The 26079-nt window shown below is 74.4% G+C and carries 26 protein-coding genes and 1 riboswitch; of the genes, 11 read left to right on the plus strand and 15 right to left on the minus strand.

Going from position 1 to position 26079, the window contains the following annotated elements; translation table 11 throughout:
* Positions 1-23 precede the first annotated feature (23 nt).
* On the minus strand, positions 24-608 hold the full coding sequence (locus tag ACFC1T_RS29230) for an SAV_6107 family HEPN domain-containing protein (protein ID WP_375893238.1): 585 nt from the start codon (positions 606-608) through the stop codon (positions 24-26).
* A gap of 588 nt (positions 609-1196) precedes the next feature.
* Here ACFC1T_RS29230 and ACFC1T_RS29235 point away from each other — a divergent pair.
* Positions 1197-1811: a DUF4126 domain-containing protein gene (locus ACFC1T_RS29235; RefSeq protein WP_375893239.1), complete on the plus strand. Its 615-nt coding sequence runs from the start codon at positions 1197-1199 to the stop codon at positions 1809-1811.
* 9 nt (positions 1812-1820) lie between these two features.
* Entirely contained in the window at positions 1821-3314 is a 1494-nt protein-coding gene (locus tag ACFC1T_RS29240; protein WP_375893241.1) for a phytoene desaturase family protein, read from the plus strand.
* A gap of 16 nt (positions 3315-3330) precedes the next feature.
* Here ACFC1T_RS29240 and ACFC1T_RS29245 read toward each other — a convergent pair whose 3' ends face one another.
* Both ACFC1T_RS29245 and metF read right to left on the minus strand, forming a co-directional pair.
* The gene (locus ACFC1T_RS29245; protein ID WP_375893243.1) at positions 3331-4230 is read right to left on the minus strand and encodes a hypothetical protein; all 900 of its coding nucleotides are present in this window, start codon (positions 4228-4230) and stop codon (positions 3331-3333) included.
* 165 nt (positions 4231-4395) lie between these two features.
* Entirely contained in the window at positions 4396-5310 is a 915-nt protein-coding gene (gene metF, locus ACFC1T_RS29250) for a methylenetetrahydrofolate reductase [NAD(P)H] (protein WP_375893245.1), read from the minus strand.
* A gap of 184 nt (positions 5311-5494) precedes the next feature.
* On the opposite strand from metF, the gene ACFC1T_RS29255 reads away from it, so the two are divergent.
* A complete protein-coding gene (locus ACFC1T_RS29255) occupies positions 5495-6601 on the plus strand; it encodes a polyprenyl synthetase family protein (RefSeq protein WP_375893246.1) in 1107 nt (368 codons plus the stop codon).
* Positions 6602-6801: 200 nt separating this feature from the next.
* Here the strand turns inward: ACFC1T_RS29255 and thiE are convergent, their stop codons facing one another.
* The 3 genes from thiE to ACFC1T_RS29270 are packed head-to-tail and all read right to left on the minus strand — an operon-like array spanning position 6802 to position 9059.
* Complete coding sequence (thiE, locus tag ACFC1T_RS29260) at positions 6802-7452, minus strand: thiamine phosphate synthase (RefSeq protein ID WP_375893248.1); 651 nt, start codon at positions 7450-7452, stop codon at positions 6802-6804.
* A complete protein-coding gene (locus tag ACFC1T_RS29265; RefSeq protein ID WP_375893249.1) occupies positions 7452-7817 on the minus strand; it encodes an Rv2175c family DNA-binding protein in 366 nt (121 codons plus the stop codon). Before ACFC1T_RS29265 ends, thiE begins: the two co-directional genes overlap by 1 nt.
* Before the next feature lie 42 nt (positions 7818-7859).
* A complete protein-coding gene (locus tag ACFC1T_RS29270) occupies positions 7860-9059 on the minus strand; it encodes an NAD(P)/FAD-dependent oxidoreductase (RefSeq protein ID WP_375893251.1) in 1200 nt (399 codons plus the stop codon).
* A 123-nt stretch (positions 9060-9182) separates the two neighbouring features.
* A riboswitch (TPP riboswitch) is annotated at positions 9183-9295 on the plus strand.
* Between the two features lie 3 nt (positions 9296-9298).
* On the opposite strand from ACFC1T_RS29270, the gene thiO reads away from it, so the two are divergent.
* From thiO to pknB, 4 genes are all read left to right on the plus strand, one after another.
* On the plus strand, positions 9299-10474 hold the full coding sequence (thiO, locus tag ACFC1T_RS29275; RefSeq protein WP_375893253.1) for a glycine oxidase ThiO: 1176 nt from the start codon (positions 9299-9301) through the stop codon (positions 10472-10474).
* Positions 10471-10710, plus strand: a complete 240-nt coding sequence (gene thiS, locus ACFC1T_RS29280) for a sulfur carrier protein ThiS (RefSeq protein ID WP_375893254.1) — start codon at positions 10471-10473, stop codon at positions 10708-10710. The genes thiO and thiS overlap by 4 nt, the downstream gene beginning before the upstream one ends.
* 3 nt (positions 10711-10713) lie before the next feature.
* On the plus strand, positions 10714-11511 hold the full coding sequence (locus tag ACFC1T_RS29285) for a thiazole synthase (RefSeq protein WP_375893256.1): 798 nt from the start codon (positions 10714-10716) through the stop codon (positions 11509-11511).
* Positions 11512-11599: 88 nt separating this feature from the next.
* On the plus strand, positions 11600-13378 hold the full coding sequence (pknB, locus tag ACFC1T_RS29290; protein ID WP_375893321.1) for a Stk1 family PASTA domain-containing Ser/Thr kinase: 1779 nt from the start codon (positions 11600-11602) through the stop codon (positions 13376-13378).
* Positions 13379-13391: 13 nt separating this feature from the next.
* On the opposite strand, the gene ACFC1T_RS29295 is transcribed toward pknB, so the two are convergent.
* Positions 13392-14021, minus strand: a complete 630-nt coding sequence (locus tag ACFC1T_RS29295; RefSeq protein WP_375893258.1) for a molybdopterin-dependent oxidoreductase — start codon at positions 14019-14021, stop codon at positions 13392-13394.
* A 230-nt stretch (positions 14022-14251) separates the two neighbouring features.
* On the opposite strand from ACFC1T_RS29295, the gene bfr reads away from it, so the two are divergent.
* Positions 14252-14731 carry a bacterioferritin gene (bfr, locus tag ACFC1T_RS29300; protein WP_375893260.1) on the plus strand — a complete coding sequence of 160 codons (480 nt, stop codon included), beginning with the start codon at positions 14252-14254 and terminating at the stop codon, positions 14729-14731.
* 31 nt (positions 14732-14762) lie between these two features.
* Here bfr and ACFC1T_RS29305 read toward each other — a convergent pair whose 3' ends face one another.
* Both ACFC1T_RS29305 and ACFC1T_RS29310 read right to left on the minus strand, forming a co-directional pair.
* Complete coding sequence (locus ACFC1T_RS29305) at positions 14763-15071, minus strand: bacterioferritin-associated ferredoxin (RefSeq protein WP_375893262.1); 309 nt, start codon at positions 15069-15071, stop codon at positions 14763-14765.
* A gap of 184 nt (positions 15072-15255) precedes the next feature.
* Entirely contained in the window at positions 15256-16605 is a 1350-nt protein-coding gene (locus tag ACFC1T_RS29310) for a class II 3-deoxy-7-phosphoheptulonate synthase (RefSeq protein ID WP_375893264.1), read from the minus strand.
* A gap of 303 nt (positions 16606-16908) precedes the next feature.
* Between ACFC1T_RS29310 and ACFC1T_RS29315 the strand changes: the two genes are divergently transcribed.
* Positions 16909-18843 carry a chorismate-binding protein gene (locus ACFC1T_RS29315; protein WP_375893266.1) on the plus strand — a complete coding sequence of 645 codons (1935 nt, stop codon included), beginning with the start codon at positions 16909-16911 and terminating at the stop codon, positions 18841-18843.
* Between the two features lie 58 nt (positions 18844-18901).
* Here ACFC1T_RS29315 and ACFC1T_RS29320 read toward each other — a convergent pair whose 3' ends face one another.
* Genes ACFC1T_RS29320 through ACFC1T_RS29330 form a run of 3 tightly spaced genes read right to left on the minus strand, consistent with a single transcriptional unit; the run spans position 18902 to position 21709 of the window.
* On the minus strand, positions 18902-19612 hold the full coding sequence (locus ACFC1T_RS29320; protein WP_375893267.1) for a response regulator: 711 nt from the start codon (positions 19610-19612) through the stop codon (positions 18902-18904).
* Positions 19609-20850 carry a MacS family sensor histidine kinase gene (macS, locus tag ACFC1T_RS29325; RefSeq protein ID WP_375893269.1) on the minus strand — a complete coding sequence of 414 codons (1242 nt, stop codon included), beginning with the start codon at positions 20848-20850 and terminating at the stop codon, positions 19609-19611. Before macS ends, ACFC1T_RS29320 begins: the two co-directional genes overlap by 4 nt.
* A 34-nt stretch (positions 20851-20884) precedes the next feature.
* Complete coding sequence (locus tag ACFC1T_RS29330; protein WP_375893270.1) at positions 20885-21709, minus strand: lysophospholipid acyltransferase family protein; 825 nt, start codon at positions 21707-21709, stop codon at positions 20885-20887.
* 176 nt (positions 21710-21885) lie between these two features.
* On the opposite strand from ACFC1T_RS29330, the gene ACFC1T_RS29335 reads away from it, so the two are divergent.
* Positions 21886-22680, plus strand: a complete 795-nt coding sequence (locus ACFC1T_RS29335) for an alpha/beta hydrolase (protein ID WP_375893271.1) — start codon at positions 21886-21888, stop codon at positions 22678-22680.
* Positions 22673-23506, plus strand: coding sequence for a hypothetical protein (locus tag ACFC1T_RS29340; protein ID WP_375893272.1), 834 nt, complete (start codon positions 22673-22675; stop codon positions 23504-23506). The genes ACFC1T_RS29335 and ACFC1T_RS29340 overlap by 8 nt, the downstream gene beginning before the upstream one ends.
* A 102-nt stretch (positions 23507-23608) precedes the next feature.
* Here ACFC1T_RS29340 and ACFC1T_RS29345 read toward each other — a convergent pair whose 3' ends face one another.
* From ACFC1T_RS29345 to ACFC1T_RS29355, 3 genes are all read right to left on the minus strand, one after another.
* Positions 23609-24355 carry an endonuclease/exonuclease/phosphatase family protein gene (locus tag ACFC1T_RS29345; protein ID WP_375893274.1) on the minus strand — a complete coding sequence of 249 codons (747 nt, stop codon included), beginning with the start codon at positions 24353-24355 and terminating at the stop codon, positions 23609-23611.
* A 120-nt stretch (positions 24356-24475) separates the two neighbouring features.
* Positions 24476-25417 (minus strand): ROK family glucokinase, encoded by a 942-nt coding sequence (locus ACFC1T_RS29350; protein WP_375893276.1) that lies wholly within the window; start codon positions 25415-25417, stop codon positions 24476-24478.
* Between the two features lie 192 nt (positions 25418-25609).
* Positions 25610-26014, minus strand: a complete 405-nt coding sequence (locus ACFC1T_RS29355; protein ID WP_375893278.1) for a DUF5304 family protein — start codon at positions 26012-26014, stop codon at positions 25610-25612.
* Positions 26015-26079: the final 65 nt, after the last annotated feature.

A 26079-nucleotide genomic window follows, 5' to 3' on the forward strand; every position in this document is an offset into this window, starting at 1 on the left:
AGATCGATCAGGATGCCTCCACCTTAAGCCTGCCGCGCGGCCGCTCCGCCCGCGCCGGGCGGCTCGTCCCCGTCGAGCGGCAGCCGGGGTGCGGGCGGGGCCGGGCGCAGGCCGAGCAGCCGCTCGACCAGGCGCAGGAACAGCGCGGAGTTGCGGATCAGGTCGTCGGCGTCGCGGGCCGAGGCGGCGCCCCGGATGCCGGCCTCGGCGGCGGCCCGGCGGCGGGCGCCGGCGCCGTAGTAGAGCGCCCACTCGGCCAGTTCGGGGGCGACTTCGGGCAGCACCTCCCAGGCGCTGCGGATGGCCTTCCGCCGGCGCGGGTTCTTCTCCGGCCGACCGCGGACGGCCAGTACGGCAGCCACCGTGCGCAGCGCGGCCAGGTGCGCGGTGGCGTAGCGCTCCAGCGGATCCTCCAGCACGCGGGCGCGGGCGAGCGTGCGGTGGGCGTCGGCGAGCAGGTCGAGGGCGGCCGGTGGCGCGGCGGCCCGGCGCAGTACGGGGTGGACGTCCCGCCCGGCGGAGCCAGGGGTGGGCGGGATGGACGGGGTGGGTGGCAGGGCGGCGGAGTGGAGGCGGGCGGTGACGGGCTCAGGATGGCTGATGGTCATGGTCTCCCCCGTTCCGAGGCAGCGCCCGGACCGGGTGGTCCGTGCTCCTCCATCGTGACCGGCACCACTGACAACCGGCTCCGGGAAGGACGCAGCGGCAGCGGGCGCGGTCCCCCCGGTCCGCGCCCGCCGCCGTCTGCTGTCGCCCCGCCCGCCCCCACCGGGCGGCGGTGCGATCTCCCCCGTTCCCCCCGCTTCCCCCCGTTTCCCCCGTTCGGTCACCGGTCTCCCCCCGGCCCGCTCCGCCGCCCCGTGTCGGCGGTGCGGGGCCCGTGACCGGCGCCCGACGCGGACCCGGCACCACCCCCCGGGCCCTCCCGGCCAGGGGGACGGACGGATCCGCCGCCCGGGCGGCCGGCGCCCGACGCGCCGCCCTCCCGGGTGCCACCACTCTCCCGTCCCAGCAGGTCGGAGGCCATCCGCTGTCGTACTCAACCGCGGAACTGAGTACCCGTACTCAGTCGGCCGCGGCGCCCCGGAGCGGAACCGCGGCGGCGGCCCGGGGCGTCCCGGCTCCAGGTACGGTACGGCGGGGCCGGGCGGCCCGGACGGGGTCGCGAGGCCCGCGAGAACGAGGAGGGGGACGCGATGACGGTCCTGCCGCTGATCTTCACCAGCGGTCTGGCCAGCGGCATCAACGCGTACGCGGTGGTGCTGCTGCTCGGCCTGCTGGGCCGGTTCGCCGGCGCGGAGTCGGTGCCGCACGCGCTGGAGCGCACCGACGTGCTGGTCGCGGCGGCCGTGCTGTTCCTGCTGGAGGCGGTCGCCGACAAGATCCCGTACGTGGACACCGTCTGGGACGCCGTGCACACCGTGATCCGGCCGATCGCCGGTGCCGTCGTCGGCGTGCTGATCGCGAGCGCCGACCCGGGCTCGCTCAGCGAGGTCGCGGCCGGGGCGATGGGCGGCACCACCGCGCTGGTCACCCACCTGGTGAAGGCCTCGCTGCGGATGGCCGTCAACACCACGCCGGAGCCGTTCAGCAACATCGTGGTCAGCCTGACCGAGGACCTCTCGGTGGCCGGCCTGGTCACCCTGGCGATCTTCCACCCCTGGGCGGCCGCCTCGATCTCCGCCGTCCTGCTGCTGGCCGGTCTGCTGCTGGTCTGGCTGGCGGTCAGCAGGATCCGCGCCTTCCGGGCCCGCCGCCGCGAGCGCAAGGCCGCCAAGGCCGCGTCCGGAGCGTACGCGGGTCGCACCTAAAATCAGGCCATGGCACGGATCGTCATCATCGGCGCAGGTATGAGCGGGCTCGCGGCGGCCTCCAGGCTGGCGACCATCGGTCACCGGGTGACGGTCTGCGAGGCGGGCGGCAGTTACGGCGGCATGGTCGGCCGGTACGAGCGCGACGGCTTCGCCTTCGACACCGGTCCCGGTCTGCTGCCGCTGCCGGCCGTCTACCGCGACCTCGCGCTCAAGACCGGCAAGGAGCCGCTGGAGCAGCTGGTCGAGCTGGCGCCGGTGGAGCCGGAGAGCCGGCACGTGTTCCCCGACGGGACCGTCGTCACCCTGCCCAACGCCTCCCGCGGCGGCGTCGGCCAGGCCCTGGACACCGCCTTCGGCGCGGGCTCCGGTGCCCGCTGGAGCGCGGTGATGAACAACGGCCGGACGGTCTGGGAGGCGACCCGCCGCCCACTGCTGGAGGAGCCGCTCCCGGCCGACCACGCCTTCCTGGGCGCCGACCCGTACCCCGTCCCGCCGCCCACCGGCCTGGCCCGGCTGCGCCGCCCCCGGCCGTGGACCCTGCGGGACGTGGCCGCCCGCGAGCTCGGCGGCCACCCCGGGCTGACCGCGCTGCTCACCGAGGCCGCCGTCCGGTACGGCTTCGCCCCCGGCGACGCCCCGGCCGGGGCCACCGTACTGCCGTACATGGAGCAGTCCTTCGGCGTCTGGTACGTCCGGGGCGGCCTGCGGGCCCTGGCCGACGCCGTGTTCCGGCGCTGCGAGCTGCGCAAGGTCGACTTCCGCTTCGACACCCCGGTCACCCGGGTGCTCGTCGAGGGCGGCCGGGCCTGCGGGGTGGAGACGGCGGACGGGCGGATCGACGCCGAGCTGGTGGTCTCCGCGATGGACGCGGGCGCGCTGCACCACCACGGCCTCGCCGAGTGGCCCGGGCGGCCGGCCGAGCGGTGGGAGCCGCGCGGGGTGCCCGGCCGGTTCGGCGTGCTGCTGGCCCTGCGCGGGGCGCGCCCGGAGGGCACCGCGCACCGCACGGTGGTGCACGCGGCCGACCCGGCGGCGGAGGAGGCCGCGCTGACCGGCGCCGGCCCGCTGTGCGACCGCCCCACCGTGCAGGTGCTGCGCCCGGACGACCCGGCGCTGCGCCCCGACGACGCCCACGAGTCCGTGGTGCTGACCGCGACGGTCCCGGCCCTGGACGGGTTCGACTGGACCGCCCCCGGGGTCGCCGACCGCTACGCCGACCAGCTGCTCGCCCACGTCGACGCGGCCGGTCTGGGCCTGCGCGAGCGGGTCCTGTGGCGGGTGGTGCGCACGCCCGAGGACACCCGTCGGGAGACCGGCGCCCCCGCCGGCGCCGTCGCCCGGCCCGCCCTGGCCGGCGCCGCGGGCCGGTGGCTGCGCACCGCCAACGAGTCGCCCGTCCCCGGGCTGCTGCTGGTCGGTGGCAACGCCCACCCGGGCGGCGGCCTGTCCCGGGCCGGCATGTCGGCCTGCATCGCCGCCGGGCTGATCGGCCCGGCGTGACGCCGGGCCGGGCCGGTCAGCCCTGGTGCCAGGTGTTCTGCTGCTGGTAGCCGTAGTTCTGGTCGTAGCCCGGCTGCTGCGGGACGCCCTGAGCGTGCTGGCCGTGCTGGTCGAGCTGATCGGGCTGGGGCTGCCACTGCTGCTGCTCGTGCGGCTGGTGCTGCTGCTGGGCGTTCGGGTCCCAGGCCTGCTGGTGCTGCTGCTGGTAGCCCGCGTACGGGTCCTGGGCCTGCTGGTAGCCGCCGTACGGGTCCTGCTGCTGTTGCGGGTAGCCGCCGTAGGACTGCTGCTGGTCGTAGGCGTAGGCGGGCTGCTGCTGGGGCTGCTGCCACTGCTGCTGCTCGTAGCCGGGCTGGTAGGCCGGGGCGTACGAGTCCTGCGGCTGCTGCTGGGCCTGCGGCTGCTCGTAGTAGGAGGGGGCGTAGACGCCGTCCTGGGCCAGTTCCCGCATCTCGAAGGCGGCGGTCTGCTCGACCTCCGGGACGTCCTCGGCGACCGGGGCGGAGGCCGGGGCGGTGTCCGGGGCCGGGGTCTCCTCGACCGCGCTGACCTCGCCGACCCGCTTCTCCTCGGCCGCCGCGGCCGCGACCGCCGCGCCGCCGGTCAGGGCGCCCAGCAGGGGCACCTTGGCGAGCGGGCCGGGCAGGCTGCCGTCGGCGTTGCGCAGGGACCAGCCGGCCTGGTAGCCCTTCTTGACCGAGAGGGTGACGAAGGTCTGGCCGACCGCGAACAGGGCCGCTCCGGCACCGATCACCACGACCGAGTCGAGGCCCATCCCGACGGCCACCCCGAGGAAGCCGGCCAGGGCGAGGGCCCGCCAGTGCACCGGCGCCCGGTTCTGCAGCAGCACCTCGGCGACCAGCCAGAGCGCCACCACCGCCAACGCGACGTACAGCAGCAGGTATCCGATGCCCATCCGCGCGCTACCTCCAGTCGCGTGCCCGCGCCGGCCGCGCGTGTGCGGCGACTGTACCGGTTCAACGGCCGGGGTACCGCATCGCGTTCCCGCCGTCGGCGGCACCGGCCGCACACGACCGGGCCCGCCACCGGACGGCGGTGACGGGCCCGTGAACAGCGGTGATCAGCGCTGGTGCAGCCCCAGGTTCTGGTAGATCTCCAGCGTCGCCGTCGAGTGGTTGAGCGTGATGAAGTGCAGGCCGGGCGCGCCCTCCGCGAGCAGCCGCTCGGCCATCGTGGTGGCGTGCTCGATGCCGATCGCGCGCAGCGCCACCGGGTCGTCGATGACGGCCCGCAGCCGGGCCTCCAGCTCCGCCGGGAAGGCCGAGCCGCTGAGCTGCGGGAAGCGCTCCAGCTGCTTGGCGTTGGTCACCGGCATGATCTCCGGGATGATCGGGGTCGGGCAGCCCGCGGCGGCGACCCGGTCGCGGTAGCGCAGGTAGTCGTCGACCTCGAAGAACATCTGGGTGATCGCGTAGTCCGCGCCGGAGCGGACCTTGGCGACGAAGTGCCGGATGTCCTCGTCCCAGTCGGCCGAGCGCGGGTGCATGTTCGGCGAGGCCGCGACGCCGACGCAGAAGTCGCCGATGCCCTTGATCAGCTCCACCAGCTCGTAGGCGTAGGTGACGCCGTCCGGGTGACGGACCCACTCGCCCATCGGGTCGCCGGGCGGGTCGCCCCGGACCGCGAGGACGTTCCGCACTCCCTGGTCGGCGTACTGGCCGATGATGTTGCGCAGTTCGGCGACCGAGTGGTCCACCGCGGTCAGGTGGGCGACCGGGGTGAGCGTGGTCTCGGTGGCGATCCGGCCGACCATGTTGACGGTGCGCTCGCGCGAGGAGCCGCCGGCGCCGTACGTCATGCAGACGAAGTTGGGGTCCAGCGGTTCGAGTCGACGGATGGCGTCCCAGAGCTTCTGCTCGCCGACCTCCGTGCGCGGCGGCATGAACTCGAAGGAGAAGGAGCGCTTTCCGGCCGCCAGGAGTTCGCGGACCGTCTGTGCGCGGTCCGGTCTCGTGGAAGCGATGCCGAGTGCCATGCTGGCAGGTTATCCGTCCCCCGAAGGGGCCGGACAACTCGATCCCACGATTCGGGACAAGTAGTGGACAGGCCTCCGCTTCCGCACCGGCCGCCCCGCGCGCCGTCGGCGGCCCCGCTCGCACATCCGTTCCCGGCCGCCCCGCTACGCTTGCTGCACCCCAGCGAACCAGCGGAGCATCATCGTGACCTCGTCCAGCACCCGGCCGGCCAACCCCATGGACGTGGAGGACGTCCGCACCCGCGTCAACACGGCCCTCGCCGCGTTCATGGACGGCCAGTCGGCGCTGCTCGGCACGATCTCGCCGCAGCTGGTGCCCGCCGCCGACGCCCTGCGCGACTTCCTGCTGGACGGCGGCAAGCGGCTGCGCCCGGGCTTCTGCTACTGGGGCTGGCGCGCCGCCGGCGGCCCCGCCGACGGCGCGGGGATCGCCAACGCGGCCGCCGCCCTGGAGCTGCTCCAGGCCAGCGCCCTGGTGCACGACGACCTGATGGACCGCAGCGACACCCGCCGCGGCCTGCCCTCGGTGCACCGCCGCTTCGAGGCACTGCACCGGGACAGCGGCTGGCGCGGCGACCGCGAGCAGTACGGCGCCTCGGCCGCGGTGCTGCTCGGCGACCTGCTGCTGATCTGGTGCGACGAGCTGTTCCTGCGCTCCGGCCTGGACCCGGCCGCCGTGCTGGCCGCCAAGCCGCGGTTCGACCTGATGCGCACCGAGGTCATGCTCGGCCAGTACCTGGACGTGCTGGAGCCGGTGGCCGGCGACTCCGCCGACGAGGGCGCGCCGGAACGGGCGCGGACCGTACTGCACTACAAGTCGGCGAAGTACACCATCGAGCGGCCGCTGCAGGTCGGCGCCCTGCTGGCCGGGGCCGGGCCGGAGCTGGTCGAGGCGCTCGGCGCGTTCGGGCTGCCGCTGGGCGAGGCCTTCCAGCTGCGGGACGACCTGCTCGGCGTCTTCGGCGACCCGGCCGTCACCGGCAAGCCCGCCGGGGACGACCTGCGCGAGGGCAAGCGCACCCTGCTGGTCGCGCACGCGATGCGGGGCCTGCCGCAGGCCGACGCCCGGCACCTGGACGCCCGGCTCGGCGCACCGGACCTGGCCGCCGAGGAGGTCGCCGGGCTGCGCGAGCTGGTCGCCCGCAGCGGGGCGCCGGAGCTGGTGGAGGCCCGGATCGAGGAGCTGATGCGGGAGTCGCTGGCCGCGCTGGCGGCGGCGCCGCTCGCCGACGAGCGGGCCCGCACGGTGCTGCTGGCCCTGGCCGAGGCCGCCACCGTCCGCAAGTACTAGGGGCCCGTCTTCGAACTCCCGCCTGCGGGCCGACGCCGGGGCACGCACCTCGCCGCGTTGTCGTCGGTCGCCAATGCGCTGCATTGGGCTCCCTCCTCCGCCTTGCGATGCACGCACCCCAACGCCGCCCCGCCCGCCCTCCGGGCGAACGACGGGAGTTCGAAGACGGGCCCCAGCGACGGCGGCGGCCCCGGGTGGCATTACGCCGCGCGCACCCGGCGGGCGAGCTCGGCGGCGGCGGCCCGCGGGTCCTCGGCCGCCGTGACGGCCCGGACCACGACGATCCGGCGGGCGCCGGCGGCCAGCACCTCGTCCAGGTTGCCGAGGTCGATCCCGCCGATCGCGAACCACGGCCGGTCGGTGGCCTGCTTCGCCGCGTACGAGACCAGGCCGAGGCCCGGCGCGTGCCGGCCCGGCTTGGTCGGGGTCGGCCAGACCGGGCCGGTGCAGAAGTAGTCCACGCCGGGCTCGGCGACCGCCGCGTCCACCTCGGACTCGGCGTGGCAGGAGCGGCCGATCAGCACGTCCTCGCCGAGGATCGCCCGGGCGGCCGGTACCGGCAGGTCGTCCTGGCCGAGGTGCAGCACGTCCGGCCGGGCCGCGTGGGCGACGTCGGCGCGGTCGTTGACGGCCAGCAGCTTGCCGTGCCGGCGGCAGGCGTCGGCGAAGACCTCCAGCGCCGCCAGCTCCTGCTTGGCCTCCAGGCCCTTGTCGCGGAGCTGGACGATGTCCACCCCGCCGGCCAGCGCCGCGTCCAGGAACTCGGCCAGGTCGCCCTGCTCGCGCCGGGCGTCGGTGCACAGGTAGAGCCGGGCGTCGGCCAGGCGGGCCCGCAGCGTGTCCGCCGCCATCAGATCAGCATCGCCTGGGCGCGGCGCTTGACCTCGGTGCCGCGGTTCTCCCGGAGCGCCTGGATCGGGCTGCCGGGCAGCGACGGGTCCTCGGTGAAGAGCCACTCCAGGATCTCCACGTCGTTGTACCCGCAGTCCCGCAGGACGGTCAGGGTGCCGGACAGGTGCTTGACCAGCCCCTGGCCGTCGATGAACGCCGCCGGGACCTGCAGCGACTTGTTCGGCCCGCGCCGGACGGCGATCAGGCCACCGTTCTTGACCAGGTCACGCACTTCGGTGACCCGGACCCCCCACTGCTCCGAGATGTCGGGCAGGTACACCCACTCGGTGACCAGGGCTTCAATCTTGCTTTCGATCTCACTCACGCCACCAGACTGCCACCTCCGCGGCCCGCCGCGCACCAAGTGCTACCCGGCGACGGCTCCCTTGAGCGCCACCGAGGGGTCCGCGGCGAGCGCCCGGTCGAGCACCGCACCGCGTTCGATCAGCTTCCGGCCCTGGGTGAGGTCGCGCGGCCGGTCCACGGCCAGCAGCGCGCTCGGCACCCCGTCGCGCAGCCAGAGCACCGACCACGCGGACTCCTGCGGGCTGCCGCGCCACAGCAGTTCGTCGCCCTCGGCGTGCCGGCCGGCGTACTGGACCATCCGCCCGAACTGCTCCGACCAGAAGTACGGCACCGGGTCGTACGACGTGTCCGCCCCGAGCACGGCGGCGGCCGCGGCGGAGCCGGACTGCAGCGCGTGGTCCCAGTGCTGGACGGCCAGCCGGGCGCCGGAGCGGGCCGACGGGTAGCTGACGCAGTCCCCGGCCGCGAACACCCCGGGCAGGCCGGTGCGCAGCCGCCCGTCCACCACGACCGCGCCGGAGGCGTCCAGCTCGACGCCCGAGCCGGCCAGCCAGCCGGTCGCGGGCCGGGCGCCGATGCCGACCACCACCTCGTCGGCGGGCAGGTGGGAGCCGTCGGCCAGCAGTACCGCCCCCGGCTCGACGGCGGCCACCCCGACCCCGCAGCGCAGGTCGACCCCGGCCTCGGCGTACCAGGCGGCCATCGCCGAGCCGACCCCGGTCGGCAGCGCGCCCGGCACCGGCGCCGGACCGGCCTCGACCACGGTGACCTCGCAGCCGGCCTGCCGCGCGGCCGTGGACACCTCGGCGCCGATCCAGCCCGCGCCGACCAGCACCAGCCGCAGGCCGGGGCGCAGCAGCGCGCGCAGCGCCAGGGCGTCGTCCAGGGTGTGCAGCAGATGGGCGCGCTCGGCCCCGGGCAGGGCGCGCGGGGTGGCGCCGGTGGCGATCACCAGCGCGTCGTACGGGAGGTCCCCGCCGTCGGTGTGCAGCACGTCGGGGGCGAGCCCGGTGGCCCGGCGGCCGGTGAGCAGCTCGATGCCGAGCCGCCCGTAGTCGATGTCCAGGGTGGTGGCGTCGGCCTTGCCGAGCAGCACGTCCTTGGAGAGCGGCGGCCGGTCGTACGGCGCGTGCCGCTCCTCGCCGACCAGGACGATCCGCCCCCGCCAGCCGCCCTGCCGCAGCTGCAGGGCGCACTGCGCCCCGGCCAGCCCGGCCCCGACGACGACGACCACCCGATCCGTTCCGCTCAGCTCTGCCACGCCCGCCACTGTACCCAGCGCCGCTGAACCGGCTCTGAGCCGCTCATCCGCGGAGCCGGGCGGGCGGCCCCGTCTCACGCCTCGCACGGCCCTTCGGGCGGGCCGATCCCCGGAGTTAAGGTGGACGCACCACACGGGAGCCCGGCGGACCGGGCTGAGAGGCGGGCTGGCACGGCCTGCGACCGTCCGAACCTGATCCGGGTCATACCGGCGAAGGGAGAAGAGCAGCTTTGTCACGCATGCCATCGGGCAGCCGCGCCGACGTGCTGGTGATCGGCGGGGGCGTCATCGGCCTCGCGGTCGCCTGGCGCGCCGCGCAACGCGGGCTGCGGAACGTGATCGTGGTCGACCCCGGCCACGGCCGGGGGGCGGCCGGGGTCGCCGCCGGGATGCTCGCCCCGGTCACCGAGCTGCAGTACGGCGAGGAGCCGCTGCTGCACCTGGGGACGGCCTCCAACCGGCGGTACGAGTCCTTCGCCGCCGAGCTCACCGAGGCCAGCGGCGGCCTGGACACCGGCTACCGCCGGTGCGGCACCATCGCCGTCGCGCTGGACTCCGACGACCGCGCGGAACTGCGCGAACTGCACGCCTTCCACCTGCGGCTGGGCCTGGACTCCAGCTGGCTGACCGGCCGGGAGGCCCGCCGACTGGAGCCGATGCTCGCCCCCGGCGTGCGCGGCGGCCTGCACGTCGCGGACGACCACCAGGTGGATCCGCGCCGGCTGCTCACCGCCCTGGTCGCCGCCTGCGAGCGGGCCGGCGTCCGGCTGCACCGGGCCGAGGCCGTCGAGCTGCTGGTGGACGGCGGCCGCGCGGTCGGCGCCCGGCTGGACGACGGGGAGTCCCTGGCCGCCGAGCAGGTGGTCCTCGCCGCCGGCCCGCACAGCCACCGGCTGCCCGGCCTGCCCGAGGGCGTACTGCCCGCGGTGCGCCCGGTGAAGGGGCAGATCGTCCGGCTGCACGTCCCGGAGGCCTACCGGCCGTTCCTGTCCCGCAACGTCCGCGCGGTGGTGCGCGGGCAGCACCTGTACCTCGTCCCCCGGGAGAACGGCGAGCTGGTGATCGGCGCGACCACCGAGGAACAGGGCTACGACACCACCGTCACCGCCGGCGGGGTGTACGAACTCCTGCGCGACGCGCACGAGTTGGTACCGGGTATCACCGAACTCCCGCTGCGCGAGACCTCCGCCGGGCTGCGCCCCGGCTCGCCGGACAACGCCCCGCTGCTGGGCCCGACCGCACTGCCCGGACTGGTCGCCGCCACCGGCCACTACCGCAACGGCGTGCTGCTCACCCCGGTCACCGCCGACCTGCTCGCCGACTACCTGGCGACCGGCGAAGTCCCCGACCTGGCACGGCCGTTCACGCCGACCCGGTTCTCCCCCGAAACCCCCGTCGCGAAGGCCTGCGCATGACCGAGACCGCCCCGAACGAGACCGCCCCGAACGAGATCGCCCTGACCGTCAACGGCGAGCCCCGCCGGGTGCCCGCCGCCACCACCCTCGCCGCACTGGTGGCCACCGTCAGCGCCGCCAACACCGGCGTCGCCGCCGCGCTCAACGAGGCCGTGGTGCCGCGCGGTTCGTGGCCCGGGACGACGCTGGGCAGCGGCGACCGGATCGAGATCCTGACCGCCGTCCAGGGAGGCTGAACCATGGCCGACGACCTGCTGACCATCGCCGGGACGACCTTCTCCTCCCGGCTCATCATGGGCACCGGCGGCGCGCCGAGCCTGGAGGTCCTGGAGCGCGCCCTGCTCGTCTCCGGCACCGAACTGACCACCGTGGCTATGCGCCGGGTGAACGCGAGCACCCAGGGCTCCGTCCTGGACGTGCTGACCCGCAACGGCATCCGGGTGCTGCCCAACACGGCCGGCTGCTTCACCGCCGGCGAGGCGGTGCTGACCGCCCGGCTGGCCCGCGAGGCGCTCGGCACGGACTGGGTGAAGCTGGAGGTGATCGCCGACGAGCGGACCCTGCTGCCGGACCCGATCGAGACCCTGGAGGCCGCCGAGACGCTGGTCGACGACGGCTTCACGGTGCTCCCCTACACCAACGACGACCCGGTGCTGGCCCGCAAGTTGGAGGACGTCGGCTGTGCGGCGATCATGCCGCTGGGCTCGCCGATCGGCTCCGGGCTGGGCATCCGCAACCCGCACAACTTCCAGCTGATCGTGGAGAGTGCGGGCGTCCCGGTGATCCTGGACGCGGGCGCCGGCACCGCCTCCGACGTCGCGCTGGCGATGGAGCTGGGCTGCGCAGCGGTGATGCTCGCCTCCGCGGTGACCCGGGCCCAGGACCCGGTGCTGATGGCCGAGGCGATGCGGCACGCCGCCGAGGCGGGCCGGCTCGCCCACCGGGCCGGCCGCATCCCGCGCCGCTTCCACGCCGAGGCCTCCTCGGCGATGGCCGGCCGCGCCGACCTGGACACCCGCGAGCGGCCCGCGTTCTGAACCCGTCGCGGATGTCACAAGCCGGTCCCGGAGGCGGTGTCCGCCGGGACCGGCCCCCGCCCGCCGCACTAGACTCCCCCGAGTGGACATGGCACTGCACGACCCCCTGATCGGCACCGTGCTCGACAACCGGTACCGGGTCGAGCAGCGCATCGCGACCGGCGGGATGTCCACCGTGTACCGGGCCACCGACACCCGGCTGGACCGGGTGGTCGCCCTCAAGGTGATGCACCCCCAGCTCGCCGGGGACGAGGGCTTCACCGCCCGCTTCATCCGCGAGGCCAAGGCGGTCGCCAAGCTCACCCACCCCAACGTGGTCAACGTCTTCGACCAGGGCGCGGACGGCGGAAACGTTTTCCTCGCCATGGAGTACGTGCCCGGCCGCACCCTGCGCGACCTGCTGCGCGACCGCGGCGCGCTGTCCGTCCGGGCCGCGCTGGACGTCCTGGAGCCGGTGCTCGCCGCCCTCGGCGCCGCCCACCGGGCCGGGCTGGTCCACCGGGACGTCAAGCCGGAGAACGTGCTGATCACCGGGAGCGGCCTGGTCAAGGTCGCCGACTTCGGCCTGGTCCGGGTGCTCGGCAGCGCCGACGGCGCGCCCACCTCGACCAGCACCGCCACCGGCGGCACCGTCATGGGCACGGTCTCCTACCTGGCCCCCGAGCAGATCCTCCCGGACGCCCCCACCGACCAGCGGGTCGACGTCTACGCGGCCGGCATCCTGCTGTACGAGATGCTCACCGGCCGCCGCCCGCACACCGGCGACAACCCCGTCCAGGTCATGTACAAGCACCTGCACGAGGACGTCCCCGCCCCCTCGCTGACCGCCCCCGCCGTCGCCCCGGCGCTGGACGCCATAGTGGCCGGCGCCTGCGCCCGGGCCGCCGACGCCCGCCCGTACGACGCGGTGGAGCTGCTCGCCGCCCTCCAGCGGGTCCGCCGCACGCTCACCCCGGAGGAGCTGGACGCCGAGCCGCCGGCCTCCACCCACCCCAGCCCGCGCTACCCGACCAGCGAGCCGACCTCGGTGATCCAGCCGCTCCCCGGGCCCGCCGACGCCCCGCCGGCCGAGCGCACCAGCGTGCTGGAGGTGCCGGCCGAGCTGATGGACCAGCTGCTGGTCGAGCCCCGCCCGTACGACGAGCCGACCCCGGTCAGGACCCGGCGGCCCGGCCGACCGCGCCGGCTCCCGCGCAAGCCGCTGCTCTGGGCGGCCGCGCTGACCGCCCTGGTGCTGGCGGTCGGCGGGGTCACCTACGGGATCTCCGAGGGGCTGTACGGCTCGGTGCCGAGCGTGCTCGGCAAGGACCGCTCGCAGGCGCAGCGGGTCCTGGACGGCGAGGGCATGCACGGCCGCTTCGTCGAGGTGTTCAGCGAGTCCGTCCCGGCCGGGCAGGTGATCTCCACCGATCCCGGGGTGGGCGCGCGCACCCGCAAGAGCGACCCGGTGACGGTCACCCTCTCCAAGGGTCCCAAGCGGATCGCCGTGCCGGACGTCACCGGCAGGAGCGCGGACGACGCGGCCGCCGCGCTGGCCGGCGCCCAGCTGACCAGGGGCGGGGTGACCCAGACCTACAACGACACCGTGCCGGAGGGCTCGGTGATCAGCAGCACGCCGGCCGCCGGCCAGCAGCTGCCGGAGAACGCCGCGGTCTCGCTGGTGGTCAGCAAGGGCATGGTGCCGGTCCCGGACGTCACCGGGATGGGCCGGGACGACGCCCAGAGGGCGCTGCAGGCGGCGGGCTTCACCATGAAGGCCTCGACCGACTGGACGCTCGGCATGGGCAAGGTGGGCGGCCAGTCCCCGACGGCCGGGGAGCGGCGCCCGCAGAAGTCCGTGGTGACGGTCAACTTCTCGCTGTTCTAGCGGGGTTCACCGCTCAGCGGAGCGGTCCGTCACCCGGCTCCTCCTGGTAGGAGTAGCGCTGCTCGCGCCACGGGTCGGCCTGGTTGTGGTAGCCGCGCTCCTCCCAGAAGCCGCGCCGGTCGGCCCGCATGTACTCCACGGCGCGCACCCACTTGGGGCCCTTCCAGGCGTACAGCCGCGGCACCACCAGGCGCACCGGGAAGCCGTGTTCGGCGGTCAGCGCCTCGCCGTTGCGGTGGGTGGCGAGCAGGGTGTGCGGGTCGGCGAAGTCGGCCAGCCGCAGGTTGGCGCTGTAGCCGTACTCGGCCCAGACCATGACGTGGGTGACGCCGGGCGCGGGGGGCACCAGGTCGAGCAGGAGGGCCGCGGGCACGCCCGTCCACTCGTTGCCGAGCATCGAGAACTTGGTGACGCAGTGCAGGTCGGCGACCACGGTGGTGCGCGGCAGGGCGGCGAAGGCGGCGAAGTCCCAGCTGTGCTTCTCGGCCGAGGCGGTGGCCCCGAACACCTGGAGGTCCCAGGTCAGCGGCTTGAAGCGGGGCACCGGCCCGTAGTGCAGGGCGGGCCAGCCGCGCTGCGCGCGCTGTCCCGGGGGGAGGGTCGGGTCAGGCGGCGGAAGCGGTTCTCGTTCGGACTGACCCATGTCTCCATGGTGACAGACGGCGGACGAGCCCCGGCGCGCGCCCCTTGGCCCGGGTGCACGCCCCGCCCGTACGGGCCAATGGTCGATCGTGCGCCCTCCACTTATCACCCAAATCGGATATTCCGACACATGTCCTAGTGAGTGTGAACTTACTGGAAATTCCTCCCGATACGGTGCCAGGATGCGCAGCGCAGGACTCACCGCAGGACGTAGCGCAGGGAGGCAGCACCATGCAGGGCGACCCGGAGGTCATCGAGTTCCTCAATGAGCAACTCACGGCCGAGCTCACCGCGATCAACCAGTACTTCCTGCACGCCAAGATGCAGGAGAACTTCGGCTGGACGAAGCTCGCCAAGTACACCCGGCACGAGTCGTTCGACGAGATGAAGCACGCCGAGACGCTCACCGACCGGATCCTGTTCCTGGAGGGGCTGCCCAACTACCAGCGGCTGTTCCACGTCCGGATCGGCCAGACGGTCAAGGAGATGTTCGAGGCGGACCGCCAGGTCGAGGTCGAGGCGATCGACCGGCTCAAGCGCGGGATCGTCGTGATGCGGGCCAAGAACGACGTCACCTCGGCGAACATCTTCGAGTCCATCCTGGCCGACGAGGAGCACCACATCGACTACCTGGACACCCAGCTGGAGCTCCTGGAGAAGCTCGGCGAGGCGCTCTACCTCGCCCAGCTGATCGAGCAGCCGGAGTCCTGAGTCCGACGCCCCGGGCTCGGGCGCGGGCGGCTCAGGCGACCCGCAGCGGGAGCACCGGGGCGACCGGGGCCATCGGCGCGACCGGGGACGGCTTCGCGGCGGCCGGCGCGGGCACGTCCTGGACCTCGGGGTCGGCGAGGCCGAGCTTCGCGGCCAGCCGGGCGGTCGGGCAGGGCCGGGCGCCGTGCTCGCCGAGCAGGGCCTGGATCCGGCGCACGCAGGACCCGCAGTCCGTGCCCGCCTTGCAGCCCTTGGCTATCTGGCGCGGGGTGTTGGCACCGCCGTCGATCGCCTTCTTCACCTGGTCCTCGGTGACCGCATGGCACATGCACACGTACATCGCGGTCTCTCCCGGGGTGAAGCGCCGGCTGGGGCACGGAGTGGATCTTGACTAAGGCTTGCCTTAGTTCACTAAGCCTCACCTTACCCGGCGATCCGGGTACGAAAAAGCCCCTCCGGGCTCGGGAATCCCGAATCCGGAGGGGCCTTCGTCACATCCGCGGGCACATCGGCCCTGGTCAGACCTACTGGCCGCGGTACATCTCCGCCACCAGGAACGCCAGGTCCAGCGACTGGCTGCGGTTGAGCCGCGGGTCGCAGGCCGTCTCGTACCGCTGGTGCAGGTCGTCCACCAGCACCTCGTCGCCGCCGCCGACGCACTCGGTGACGTCGTCGCCGGTCAGCTCCACGTGGATGCCGCCCGGGTGGGTGCCCAGCGCGCGGTGCACCTCGAAGAAGCCCTTGACCTCGTCCAGGACGTCGTCGAAGCGGCGGGTCTTGTGGCCGCTGGAGGCCTCGAAGGTGTTGCCGTGCATCGGGTCGCAGATCCACACCGGCTTGGCGCCGGAGGCGGTGACCTTCTCCACCAGGGTGGGCAGGTGGTCGCGGACCTTGCCCGCACCCATCCGGGTGATGAAGGTCAGCCGGCCGGGCTCGCGCTCCGGGTCCAGCTTCTCGATCAGGGTGAGCGCCTCGTCCACCGAGGTGGTCGGGCCGAGCTTGACCCCGATCGGGTTGCGGATCTTGGAGGCGAACTCGATGTGCGCGTGGTCCAGCTGGCGGGTGCGCTCGCCGATCCACACCATGTGGCCGGAGACGTCGTACAGCTCACCGGTGCGCGAGTCCACGCGGGTCAGCGCGGTCTCGTAGTCGAGCACCAGCGCCTCGTGCGAGGAGAAGAACTCGACGGTCTTGAACTCCTCCGGGGCCACCCCGCAGGCGTTCATGAACGCCAGGGCGTTGTCGATCTCCCGGGCGAGCTGCTCGTAGCGCTGGCCGGCCGGCGAGTTGCGCACGAAGTCCTGGTTCCAGGCGTGCACCTGGCGCAGGTCGGCGTAACCACCGGTGGTGAAGGCGCGCACCAGGTTCAGCGTCGCGGCGGACGCGTTGTACATCCGCTTGAGCCGCTCCGGGTCCGGGATCCGGGACTCGGGGGTGAACTCGAAGCCGTTCACCGAGTCGCCGCGGTAGACCGGCAGGGTCACGCCGTCGCGGGTCTCGGTCGACTTCGAGCGCGGCTTGGAGTACTGGCCGGCGATCCGGCCGACCTTCACGACCGGCACCGAGGCCGCGTACGTCAGCACGGCGGCCATCTGGAGCAGCGTCTTCAGCTTGTTGCGGATGTGCTCCGCCGACACGCCGTCGAAGGCCTCGGCGCAGTCTCCGCCCTGGAGGAGGAAGGCCTCCCCGCGTGCCACGGCGCCGAGCCGGGCGCGCAGCTGGTCGCACTCGCCGGCGAAGACGAGCGGCGGATAGGAGGCGAGCTCAGCAAGGGTCTTGCGCAGAGCCTCTTGGTCCGGCCATTCAGGCTGCTGCGCCGCGGGCAGGGACTGCCAGGAGTGGCCAGTCCTCGTTGTCTCAGTCGTAGCGGTCACACGGCAAGGCTACGGGGTGCCGCGAGCGTTCCGTGACCATTGCCCGATGGGTGAGACACGTCCCGGACATCTCACGTGAGCGGACTCACCCGCACGGCCCCGTCCGCTACGCTCGACCCATGCACGCGCCCCGCAACCACTCCTGGCGGTGGGCCTCCCCCCTGGGTGGCCCTCCGATCGCGCGTTCCTAGACGAACACGACGGCCGCCCCTCGGGGCGGCCGTCGTGCTTTTCGAGCAGACGGCCCTCCGGGAGCGGAACCCGCACCGCCCTCGCCCTCCACCCCGGAAGGAAGCCGTACTCGTGACCACCCCCGCCGAGCTGCTCGCCCGCCTCACCGCCCCCGGTGCCCCCGCCTTCGCCCTGCTGCACCGCCGCACCCCCCGGCACGCCCCGGACACCGTCGAGGTGCTGCTGGGCACCGTCGACAGCTACCAGCGCCTGGCCGACCTGCCGGTCCGGACCGGCGTCCCCGCCGCCGGACCGGTCCACGACCTGCTCGCCCTGGTCCCGTACCGGCAGATCCGCGAGCGCGGCTTCGAGGCCCACGACGACGGCACCCCGCTGCGGGCCCTCGCGGTGACCGAGCAGTACGCCCTGCCGCTGGCCGCCTTCACCGCCGCCCTGCCGCAGGAGCCGGTCCGCCTGTCCGGCGGCGCCTTCGACGTGGACGACGAGGCGTACGCGGCGATCGTCCGCCGGGTGATCGACGACGAGATCGGCAACGGCGAGGGCGCCAACTTCGTGATCCGCCGCGACTTCCACGCCACCCTGGAAGACTTCGGGCCGGCCCTCGCCCTCGCGCTGTTCCGCCGGCTGCTGGAGCAGGAGCGCGGCGCGTACTGGACCTTCCTGGTGCACACCGGGGACCGGGTCCTGGTCGGCGCCTCCCCCGAGGTGCACGTCCGGCAGAGCGGCGGCACCGTCGTGATGAACCCGATCTCCGGCACCTACCGCTACCCGGCCGGCGGCTCCGACCCCGACTCGCTGCTGCGCTTCCTCCACGACCCCAAGGAGCTGGAGGAGCTCACCATGGTGGTCGACGAGGAGCTCAAGATGATGTGCACGGTCGGCGACCTCGGCGGCCAGGTGCTCGGCCCCCGGCTCAAGGAGATGTCCCACCTCGCCCACACCGAGTACGAGCTGCGCGGCCGCACCTCGATGGACGTCCGCGAGGTGCTGCGCGAGACGATGTTCGCCGCCACCGTCACCGGCAGCCCGGTGCAGAACGCCACCCGGGTGATCCGCCGCTACGAGCCCACCGGGCGCGGCTACTACTCCGGCGCGCTCGCCCTGATCGGGCGCTCCGCGAGCGGCGGGCAGCTGCTCGACTCGCCGATCTGCATCCGCACCGCCGACATCGACCCGGCCACCGGGCGGCTGGTCGTCCGGGTCGGCGCGACCCTGGTGCGCCACTCCGTCCCCGAGTCCGAGGTCGCCGAGACCCACGCCAAGGCCGCCGGGGTGCTCACCGCGATCGGCGCCCGGCCCGCCCCCGCCCGGCGGCCGCACCCCGGCGGGCCCCGGCTCGCCGACGACCACCGGGTGCAGGCCGCACTGGACTCCCGCCGGGCCGGCCTCGCCCCGTTCTGGCTGCGGATGCAGGCGCCGTCCCGGGTCACCGAGGCCCTGCCGACCCTCGTCGTGGACGGCGAGGACACCTTCACCTCGATGCTCTCCCACCTGCTGACCTCGCTCGGCCACCAGGTCACCGTGGTCCGCTTCGACCGGCCGGGCCTGCGCGAACTGGTCGCGGCGCACCGCGGCCCGCTGGTGCTCGGCCCCGGCCCGGGCGACCCGGCGCTCGTCGACGACCCCAAGATGGCGGTGCTGCGCCCGGTCGTCGCGGACGCCCTGGCCGCCGTCCGCTCCGGCGCCCGGACGGCCCCGCTGCTCGCGGTCTGCCTCAGCCACCAGCTGCTCGCCGCCGAACTCGGACTCGCCCTGGGCCGCAAGGCCGTCCCCTACCAGGGCGCCCAGGAGAGCATCGACCTGTTCGGCGACCAGCGGACGGTCGGCTTCTACAACACCTTCACGGCGCGCTGCTCGGAGGCCGACGCGGCCCGACTCGCCGCCGAGGGCGTCGAGGTGGCCCGGGACGCCGCCACCGGCGACGTCCACGCGCTGCGCGGCCCCGGCTTCGCGGGCCTCCAGTTCCACCCGGAGTCGGTGCTCACCCGGGACGGCGTGGGCATCGTCGCCGCCCTGCTGCGGGAGGCCGCGGCCGTCCAGGGCTGAGCGGCCCCGACCCGGTCCTCGAACTCCCCTCCGCGGGGCGGGAGTTCGAGGACCGGACCTACAGCTCCTCGTCCAGTCCCTGCTCGATCGCGTAGCGGACCAGCTCCACCCGGTTGTGCAACTGCAGCTTGCCCAGGGTGTTCTGCACGTGGTTCTGCACCGTCCGGTGCGACAGCACCAGCCGGTCGGCGATCTGCCGGTACGACAGGCCCTTGGCCACCAGCCGCAGCACCTCGGTCTCCCGGGCGGTCAGCTGCGGGACGGCCGGCGCCGAGGACGGGGCCGGTTCGGCGGCCAGCCGGCGGAACTCGCCGAGCACCAGCCCGGCCAGGCCCGGCGTGAACACCGCGTCGCCGACGGCCGTACGGCGCACCGCGTCCAGCAGCTCCTCCCGCCCGGCCGACTTCACCAGGTACCCGGTCGCCCCGGACTTCACCGCCTCCAGCACGTCCTGGTGCTCGCCGCTCGCCGACAGCACCAGCACCCGGACCGCCGGGTCGTGCCCGACCACCTGGCGGCACACCTCGGCGCCGGACAGGCCGGGCAGGTTGAGGTCCAGCACCACCACCTGCGGCGAGCAGGCCCGGGCGCGGCGCACCGCCTCCTCGCCGTCGCCCGCCGTGGCCACCACGTCCAGGCCGGACTCGGCCAGGTCGCGCGAGACGGCGTCCCGCCACATCGGGTGGTCGTCCACCACCATCACCCGGACCGGCCGGTCGGTGGACTGCGGCCCGGCGGCCGGCCGGTCGGTCATCGGTTGGTCGGTCATGGAGAGGCCTTCCTCGGAACGCGCAGTTCGACCTCGACGCCCTCCCCGGGCGCCGAGTACAGCTCGGCCGTGCCGCCGAGGTCCAGCACCCGGCCGCGGATGGACTGGGAGACGCCCAGCCGCCCGGCCCGCTCCGCCTCGCCGAGCCGGCCGGGGGCGTAGCCCGGGCCGTCGTCGCGGATGCTGACCGTGACGGCCTCCGGCTCGTCCTCCACCAGGATCCAGGCCCGGGCCGACTCCCCCGCGTGCTTGCGGACGTTGTCGACGGCCGCCCCGACCGCCGCGGCGAGCTCGCCCGCCGCCGGGCCGGGCAGCAGCACCGGGGTGCCGGGGGCGGAGAGGGTGATCCGCTCGTCGGCGTGGCCGCGCAGCAGTGCCGTCAGGTCGCGCGGCCCGGCCGGGTCGGCCGCTTCGGCCCGGTCCGCCTCCGGCAGCCGCTGGGCCGGCAGCGGGCCGCCGGTCATCAGGGCCCGCAGCGCGCGCTCCTGCTCACCGGCGAGGCGGCCCAGCTCGGCGAAGTCGGTGGTGCCGCCGCCGGTACCTCCGCCGCCGCTCCCGCCCAGCTCGGCGCCCCGGCGCTGGACCAGCGCGAGCACCTGGAGCACACCGTCGTGGATGTCCCGGGAGAGCCGCTCGCGCTCCCGGGTGGCCGCCTCGACCTGCAGCGCCCGGGTGAGGGTGGCCTCGCTGGCGCGGGCCAGTTCGATCACGTACCCGATGGCGCAGCCGGCCACCAGCAGCAGCACGATGTTGTGGACGTTGTCGCCGGTCGGGCCGCCGTGGCCGAGGATGTTGGCCACCCCGATCACCGCGCCGGACGCCGCCGCCGGACGCCAGCCGCCCTTGGCGGCGAAGCCGAGGACGGTGCCGGCCGCCCAGATGGTCGGCAGGGTGGGCGCGCCGTGGCTGATCCGGGCCGGGGCGTCGGTCATCCCGCTCATCACGATGCCGGTCACGGCCAGGGCGAGGTCGAAGCCGAGGACGTACCAGGTGCAGCGCTGCGGGTTGGCGAAGGCCCGGGTGCTGGCGAGCGTCCAGAGGATCAGCGCGCCGAAGTAGATCCAGCCCGCGACCGGGTGCAGGAAGTGCAGGTACGAGTTGAAGTAGCGGAGCAGGGCGTAGCAGAGGGCCAGCACCCGGAAGTACGAGATCGCCTTCCACAGCGGGAGCTCGACGGACATGCCGCCCGCCGCCACCGCGCCGCCCACCGCGGCACCCGTTCTCGCGCCGTCCGCCATCTCCCGGCCCCTCCCCTGGACCCGACCGGGTCGGTCAGGCCGACCCGGTGCCGTTCTGCTCCTGCTGATCCTGCTGCCCGGCCTCCGCCGCCTTCTCGGCCTCGGCGGCCTTCTCGGCCTCGGCCTTCTCCGCCTTGGCGGCGGCCCGGCGCTCGGCGTCGGCCTTCTTCTTCTCGTCGGCGATCTGCCGCTTGGCGGCGGTCGCGTAGATGTCCACGTACTCCTGGCCGGAGAGCCGCATGATCTCGTACATCACCTCGTCCGTCACCGAACGGAGGATGAAGCGGTCGTTCTCCATGCCGTGGTAGCGGGAGAAGTCCAGCGGGCGGCCGATCCGGATGCCCGGGCGGATGCCGAAGTTGGGCACCACCTGGCCGGGCGGCTGCACCTTCTCGGTGTCGATCATGGCGACCGGGATGACCGGGGCGCCGGTGGCCAGCGCGACCCGGGCCAGGCCGCCGACCTTGCCGCGGTACAGCTTCCCGTCGGGCGAGCGGGTGCCCTCGGGGTAGACGCCGAACAGCTCGCCGCGGTCCAGCACCGCGATGGCACTGCGGATCGCGGCCTCGCCGGCGCCGCGCACGCCCGAGCGGTCCACCGGCAGCTGTCCGACGCCCTTGAAGAAGGCGGCGGTCAACCGGCCCTTGAGGCCCGGGGTGTTGAAGTACTCGGCCTTCGCGATGAAGGTCACCCGGCGCTTGATCAGCGCGGGGAAGAAGAACGAGTCCGAGAAGGAAAGGTGGTTGCTCGCGATGATCGCCGCACCTTCGGTGGGGATGTTCTCCTCACCCTCGATCCACGGCCGGAAGAAGATCCGAAGCAGTGGCGCGACGATCATCTTCATCAGTCGGTAGAACAACCCGGGCCTCCTGTTATGCGGACCGGTCGATCCTAATGCCCCGCGGCCACCCGCCGTGCCCGGGCCCGCCGTAGGGGGTGTACGTCCCGGCGCGGGGCGTGGGACGATGCGGATTCCTGCAGCTCCCCTCCCAGCGTCCCCTCCCCCAGCGCCACCCGCCCGCGAAGGAGTCCGCCATGCCGCTGCTGCCCGGTGCCGAACCGTACCGCCACCGCGGCGGACCGGTCGGGGTGCTGCTGTGCCACGGGTTCACCGGGTCCCCCCAGTCGCTGCGGCCGTGGGCCGAGGAACTGGCGGCGGCCGGGTTCACCGTCTCGCTCCCGTTGCTGCCGGGGCACGGGACCCGTTGGCAGGACATGCAGGTCACCCGGTGGGAGGACTGGTACGCGACGGTCGAGCGCGAGCTGCTGACCCTCGCCGAGGAGTGCGAGCAGGTGTTCGTCTGCGCGCTGTCGATGGGCGGCGCGCTGGCGCTGCGGCTGGCCGCGCTGCACGGCACGACGGTGTCCGGGCTGGTGCTGGTCAACCCGTCGGTGCGCTCGGACAACCCCGCCGGGGTACTGCTGCCGGTGCTGCGCCACCTCGTCCCGAGCGTCCCGGGGATCGCCAACGACATCCACAAGCCCGGCGCCCGGGAGCTCGGCTACGACCGGACGCCGCTGCACGCCGCCTGGTCGCTGAGCCGGCTGTGGCAGGAGGTCCAGCGGCGGCTGCCCGAGGTGACCCAGCCGGTGCTGCTCTTCCACAGCCCGCAGGACCACGTGGTCTCGCCGGCCAACTCGGAGCTGGTGCTGGCCCGGATATCCTCGACGGACGTGACGGAACGGCTGTGCCAGCGCAGTTTCCACGTCGCGACGCTGGACCACGACGCGGCGGAAATATTCGGGGCGAGCCTGGACTTCATCCGACGGCTGGCTCCCGCGCACGCGGCGGGCGCCGACAGGGCCGAATCCGACGATCACCATGGCTGAAGGGCCGGAAGTGCACGAGAGCAGCACGGCGGGCGGCGGGGACGACAAGCCCCGCGAGGACGGCGCGCGGACGGACGGAGCGCGCACCGACGGTGCGCCGAAGGACGCCACCGCCCAGGGGGACGCCGCTGGCGGGGGGAACGCCACCGTCCACGGGGACGGCACGGTCCAGGGCGGCGGCGTCGCCGCGGGCGGCACGGAGGCCGACGGCACCGCGCCGGGGCCCGCCGGGGAGGACAGCACGGCAGCGGCGGAGTCCCGCCCGCGCCGCAGCGCCCCCGAACGCAGCCAGGCCGAGCAGGACGCGATCTTCGCGGCCCTGGTCGCCCAGTTCGACGACCCGGTGGACCTCACCAACCCCAACTGGCCCGAGGTCGAGAACCTCCGGGCGCAGAACGAGCTCAAGGGCGGCTACAAGGACGGCCACAAGGACGGCGCCGGCCCCAAGGCCGGCCAGGGCGACCCGGACGAGCTCTCGGACCTCGCCCCGCAGCCGCGCCCCCGCTCCGGCCGCCCCGTCCTCCCGGCCTCGACCTCGGGCCCGCGGGACTTCGAGCTGGCCGAGGACGCCGACGAGGGCCACTTCGTCCCGCCGGAGCCCCCGCCGCTGCCGGCCGCCGACGCCACCGCCAAGTTCGCCTGGCTGGCCGTGCTCGGCGGCCCGGCGCTGCTGCTGATCGACGCGGTGGTGTGGCGGGAGATCTCCGGCTGGCCCGCCTGGGTCGGGGTCACCGCCTTCCTCGGCGGCTTCGTCACCCTGGTCGCCCGGATGAAGGACCGCGACGAGGACGAGCCGGAGGACCCGGACCACGGCGCCGTCGTCTAGCCCTGGCCCGGTCCGGCCGTCCGGGCCTGACCCGGTCGTCCGGGCCCGGTCCGTTCGTCCGGGCCCGGTCCGTTCGTCCGGGCCCGGTCCACGGGACGCGCCTCAGGGCGCCGGGAACTCCAGCACGGCCAGCACCGGCAGGTGGTCGGTCGCGGCCCGCAGGTCGGCCCCGGTGACCCCGGGCAGCCCGTGCGGCACCCCGCAGCCGAGGACGGTGATCCCGGGCGTGGCGAAGACGGCGTCGATCCGCTGGTAGGGGTTCTCCGGGACGGACGTGAACTCGCCGCCCCAGGGCGCGGTCGGGTACCCGTCCCACATCCGGGAGGCCAGCAGCTGCCAGCCCGGCCCGTCCGGGTGCTCGTTGAAGTCCCCTGCCACGACGCCGTGTTCGGTGATCGCCAGCTGGTCGAGCAGCAGCTCGAACTGCCCGTACCGCTCCTGCGGGTCCAGGCTGAGGTGGCAGCTGGTGACGGTGAAGGGCGCGCTGCCGGGCAGCCGCACCAGTGCGGTGGCGAAGCCGCGCGCGTGCAGGCCGCGGGTCTTGGGCAGCAGCCGGTCGTGCACGCCCAGCACCTCGACGGCGCCGGGCCGGCCGAGCAGCAGCGGTCCGGCGGCGGTGCGGCCGCCCCCGGCCAGGACGACCGTCCCGGTGTCCCGGGCCAGCCGGGCGGCCTGGCCCTCCGGGCGCCAGTAGCGCGGTGACTCCTGGACGCAGACCAGGTCGGGCGCGCAGGCCCGAATCACCCGCGCCAGCGCCCGCCGGTCGTCGCGCAGCGAACGGATGTTGTAGCTGAGCAGGCGCAGTCGGCGCGGGCCGCCCGGCGGCGGCTCGACGGGTGCGGCGGTCATGGTCCTCCCCTGGTGCGGTGTCCTGGGAAGGACGGTAGTGCGACGGCGGCGGCGCGTCCGGGATTGGTCGGGGCCCGGTCGCACCGCCGCCGGCGGGTCACGACGACTGCTGGGGAACGGTCAGGTGCGGGCGAGGTCCGCCGCGCCGACGATGCCGGCCGCGGAGCCCATGGAGGCCAGCACGACCTCGGCGCGGGGGCGGTGCACCCCGCCGGTCAGGTAGTGCTCGAAGGCCTTGGCGACCGGGTCGAGCAGCAGCCGGCCGGAGTCGGAGACACCGCCGCCGAGGACGAACACGCCCGGGTCGAACAGCGCGGCGAGGTCGGCCATGCCGCGGCCCAGCCAGTCGGCCAGCTCGGCGTAGCACTCCAGGGCGAGCGGGTCGCCCTCCTCGGCCGCCTCGGTGATGTGGATGCCGCGGATGGTCTCGGCGACGCCGTCGTTGAGGTCCAGCATCCGCTGGCCGCGCACCGGGTCGGCCGCGGCCTTCTCCCGGCCGTAGCGGCGCAGCGCGCGCCCGGAGCCGTACTGCTCCCAGCAGCCCTTGCCGCCGCAGCCGCACTGGAGGCCGTCCGGGACCATGTTGAGGTGGCCGATCTCGCCGGCCACGCCGAAGCGGCCGCGGTGCAGCCGCCCGTCGAGCACGATGCCGCCGCCGATGCCGGTGCCGACGGTGATCAGCACCATGTCCTGGTGCTCGGCGGCCGCGCCGAAGCGGAACTCGGCCCAGGCGGCGCAGTTGGCGTCGTTCTCGACCACCGCGGACAGGCCGGTGAGTTCCTCGATCCGGCCGCGCAGCGGCTCGTTCTCCCAGTCGATGTTGGGCGCGAAGATCACCGTGGAGCGGTTGCTGTCGACGAAGCCGGGGGCTCCGACGCCGACGGCGGTGACACCGGGGTGCTGCTCCTTGAGCTCGCGCACGGCCTGCGCGATGGCGTCGACGGCCCACTGGGGGTCGGCCGGGGTGGGCACCCGGGTCCGCGCCAGGATCGCACCCGCCTCGTCGACCACGCCTGCCGCGATCTTGGTCCCGCCGACATCGACGCCGATGGTCAGAGCCATGTGTCCCTCAGCTATTCACTCGTTCCCGCTGGACGGAACGGTACCGCCCAACCCTGCCCCCGTACACAGCCTCGCATACATTATCCGAAGACAATTCTGGGACAGCCCGGCCGCGATGCTTCAAAAGTCGTATCGATTTTCCTTCTTCGTGACGTACGAGAGCAGCCTGGTCACGCTGCGGAATTCACGGATTCACTGCTTGGCGGACGGCCCGTCAGCCCCGTCGGCGCCCTCGGCCCGGCCGGGTGCGTCGAGGTCGATCTTCTCCACCGGCGCCCCCTCCCCGGCCGTCCAGCGCTGCTCGTGCCCGGCCACCGCGGCGCGGTAGGCGGCCAGCAGCTCGGCGCCGGCGGCGGCCAGCCCGGAGCCGGCCGCGGCGAGGTGGGAGTAGACCTCCGGCTGCTGGGTGCGCAGGCGGTCGGCCAGACCGGAGAGGGTGATCAGGGTGGTGGCACTCGTCTCCTGCGCCTTCTCGCCGACGGCGGTGGCGAACCGGCGCACCTCGTCCACCAGCGGGCCCAGCTCCGGTCCGAACGGGTGGGACGGCCCGCTCCCCTGCTCCGTGCCGGGCTCGGTACGGTCGTCGGTGCTGGTCATCGCGGGCGCCTCCTCAGCCGTGGCCGCACCCCGCGGCCCCGTTCGGGCCGACGCTACCCGACCGG

This window comes from Kitasatospora sp. NPDC056076, from assembly GCF_042266305.1.
GTDB lineage: Bacteria > Actinomycetota > Actinomycetes > Streptomycetales > Streptomycetaceae > Kitasatospora.

Coding starts and splice junctions, on each gene's coding strand:
- ACFC1T_RS29230 (WP_375893238.1), bottom strand. CDS start 608: ATGACCATCAGCCATCCTGAGCCCGTCACCGCCCGCCTCCACTCCGCC.
- metF (WP_375893245.1), bottom strand. CDS start 5,310: ATGGCACTCGGCATCGCTTCCACGAGACCGGACCGCGCACAGACGGTC.
- ACFC1T_RS29295 (WP_375893258.1), bottom strand. CDS start 14,021: ATGGGTCAGTCCGAACGAGAACCGCTTCCGCCGCCTGACCCGACCCTC.
- ACFC1T_RS29345 (WP_375893274.1), bottom strand. CDS start 24,355: ATGACCGCCGCACCCGTCGAGCCGCCGCCGGGCGGCCCGCGCCGACTG.
- ACFC1T_RS29350 (WP_375893276.1), bottom strand. CDS start 25,417: ATGGCTCTGACCATCGGCGTCGATGTCGGCGGGACCAAGATCGCGGCA.
- ACFC1T_RS29320 (WP_375893267.1), bottom strand. CDS start 19,612: ATGACCGACCAACCGATGACCGACCGGCCGGCCGCCGGGCCGCAGTCC.
- ACFC1T_RS29245 (WP_375893243.1), bottom strand. CDS start 4,230: ATGGGCATCGGATACCTGCTGCTGTACGTCGCGTTGGCGGTGGTGGCG.
- ACFC1T_RS29335 (WP_375893271.1), top strand. CDS start 21,886: ATGCCGCTGCTGCCCGGTGCCGAACCGTACCGCCACCGCGGCGGACCG.
- ACFC1T_RS29340 (WP_375893272.1), top strand. CDS start 22,673: ATGGCTGAAGGGCCGGAAGTGCACGAGAGCAGCACGGCGGGCGGCGGG.
- ACFC1T_RS29355 (WP_375893278.1), bottom strand. CDS start 26,014: ATGACCAGCACCGACGACCGTACCGAGCCCGGCACGGAGCAGGGGAGC.
- macS (WP_375893269.1), bottom strand. CDS start 20,850: ATGGCGGACGGCGCGAGAACGGGTGCCGCGGTGGGCGGCGCGGTGGCG.
- thiO (WP_375893253.1), top strand. CDS start 9,299: ATGCCATCGGGCAGCCGCGCCGACGTGCTGGTGATCGGCGGGGGCGTC.
- ACFC1T_RS29235 (WP_375893239.1), top strand. CDS start 1,197: ATGACGGTCCTGCCGCTGATCTTCACCAGCGGTCTGGCCAGCGGCATC.
- ACFC1T_RS29240 (WP_375893241.1), top strand. CDS start 1,821: ATGGCACGGATCGTCATCATCGGCGCAGGTATGAGCGGGCTCGCGGCG.
- pknB (WP_375893321.1), top strand. CDS start 11,600: ATGGCACTGCACGACCCCCTGATCGGCACCGTGCTCGACAACCGGTAC.
- thiE (WP_375893248.1), bottom strand. CDS start 7,452: ATGGCGGCGGACACGCTGCGGGCCCGCCTGGCCGACGCCCGGCTCTAC.
- bfr (WP_375893260.1), top strand. CDS start 14,252: ATGCAGGGCGACCCGGAGGTCATCGAGTTCCTCAATGAGCAACTCACG.
- ACFC1T_RS29305 (WP_375893262.1), bottom strand. CDS start 15,071: ATGTACGTGTGCATGTGCCATGCGGTCACCGAGGACCAGGTGAAGAAG.
- ACFC1T_RS29285 (WP_375893256.1), top strand. CDS start 10,714: ATGGCCGACGACCTGCTGACCATCGCCGGGACGACCTTCTCCTCCCGG.
- thiS (WP_375893254.1), top strand. CDS start 10,471: ATGACCGAGACCGCCCCGAACGAGACCGCCCCGAACGAGATCGCCCTG.